Origin of the sequence: Shimia sediminis (genome assembly GCF_003990645.1) — a bacterium.
Taxonomy (GTDB): domain Bacteria; phylum Pseudomonadota; class Alphaproteobacteria; order Rhodobacterales; family Rhodobacteraceae; genus Shimia; species Shimia sediminis.
Window position 1 is genome coordinate 1 of the sequence record NZ_RYZK01000030.1, and the last position, 1578, is coordinate 1578.

The 1578-nt window shown below is 41.1% G+C and carries 1 protein-coding gene; it reads left to right on the plus strand.

The window, feature by feature from the left end:
- Window positions 1-98: 98 nt before the first annotated feature.
- On the plus strand, window positions 99-1451 hold the full coding sequence (locus EK369_RS21200) for a tubulin alpha chain (protein WP_127116272.1): 1353 nt from the start codon (window positions 99-101) through the stop codon (window positions 1449-1451).
- Window positions 1452-1578 lie beyond the last annotated feature (127 nt).

Below are 1578 nucleotides of genomic sequence, written 5' to 3' on the forward strand. Positions count from 1 at the left end.
AAAACAGTCTGCTGTTTGAGAAGCTGCATTACTAGCTACCTCAAACGACTCTTAAGCTTTTCTTTATTCTGAACTAAATTTAAAGTTTATTCGACAATATGCGTGAGTGTATCTCAGTACATGTTGGACAAGCCGGTGTCCAGATCGGTAATGCCTGTTGGGAATTATACTGCCTTGAGCATGGAATCCAACCTGATGGTCAGATGCCATCTGATAAAACTGTAGGAGGCGGTGATGACAGTTTCAATACTTTCTTCAGCGAGACTGGAGCTGGAAAGCATGTTCCCAGGGCAGTTTTTGTCGACCTTGAACCAACTGTGGTAGATGAAGTTAGAACTGGTACCTACAGGCAATTATTCCACCCAGAACAACTAATTACTGGCAAAGAAGATGCTGCTAACAACTATGCCCGTGGTCACTACACGATTGGAAAAGAAATCGTAGATCTGGTATTAGATAGGATTCGTAAACTTGCTGACCAATGTACAGGTTTACAAGGCTTCCTCATTTTCCATTCATTTGGTGGAGGCACTGGATCCGGTTTTACCTCCCTACTCATGGAAAGGCTCTCTGTTGATTATGGAAAGAAATCTAAACTTGAATTTGCTATCTACCCAGCACCCCAAGTTTCCACAGCTGTAGTTGAGCCCTACAATTCAATTCTTACCACCCATACTACGTTGGAACATTCCGACTGCGCTTTCATGGTTGACAACGAAGCTATCTATGACATTTGTAGAAGAAATTTGGACATCGAACGCCCTACTTATACCAACCTGAACAGGCTAATTGGACAGATTGTATCTTCGATAACAGCATCCTTACGTTTCGATGGTGCATTAAACGTCGACTTAACTGAATTCCAAACTAATTTGGTGCCATACCCACGTATTCATTTCCCTCTTGTCACCTATGCTCCTGTTATCTCTGCTGAAAAGGCTTACCATGAGCAACTATCAGTTGCTGAAATTACCAATGCCTGCTTCGAACCTGCCAATCAGATGGTAAAATGTGACCCACGACATGGAAAATACATGGCTTGTTGCATGTTGTACCGAGGTGATGTTGTTCCCAAGGATGTAAATGCAGCTATTGCTACTATCAAGACCAAGAGAACCATCCAGTTTGTTGATTGGTGTCCCACTGGATTCAAAGTTGGTATTAACTATCAACCACCAACCGTTGTTCCTGGTGGTGATTTGGCTAAAGTACAACGTGCTGTGTGCATGTTGTCAAATACTACAGCTATTGCCGAGGCTTGGGCTCGTCTTGACCATAAGTTCGATCTGATGTATGCTAAGCGTGCATTTGTACATTGGTATGTTGGGGAAGGTATGGAGGAAGGAGAATTTTCTGAAGCTCGTGAAGATTTGGCTGCCCTTGAGAAGGATTATGAAGAAGTTGGTATGGATTCTGGAGAAGGAGAAGGTGAAGGAGCTGAAGAATACTAAATTCCAAAAGGATTTTTCTCACAAATATTTTCTTTATCAGTTTTTGTATGTTTTTTTGAAAATTCTCAATTTTAACGATTTTTTAAAGGCTGATTTACTTCAATAAATTATTTGAGCATTAAAAAAA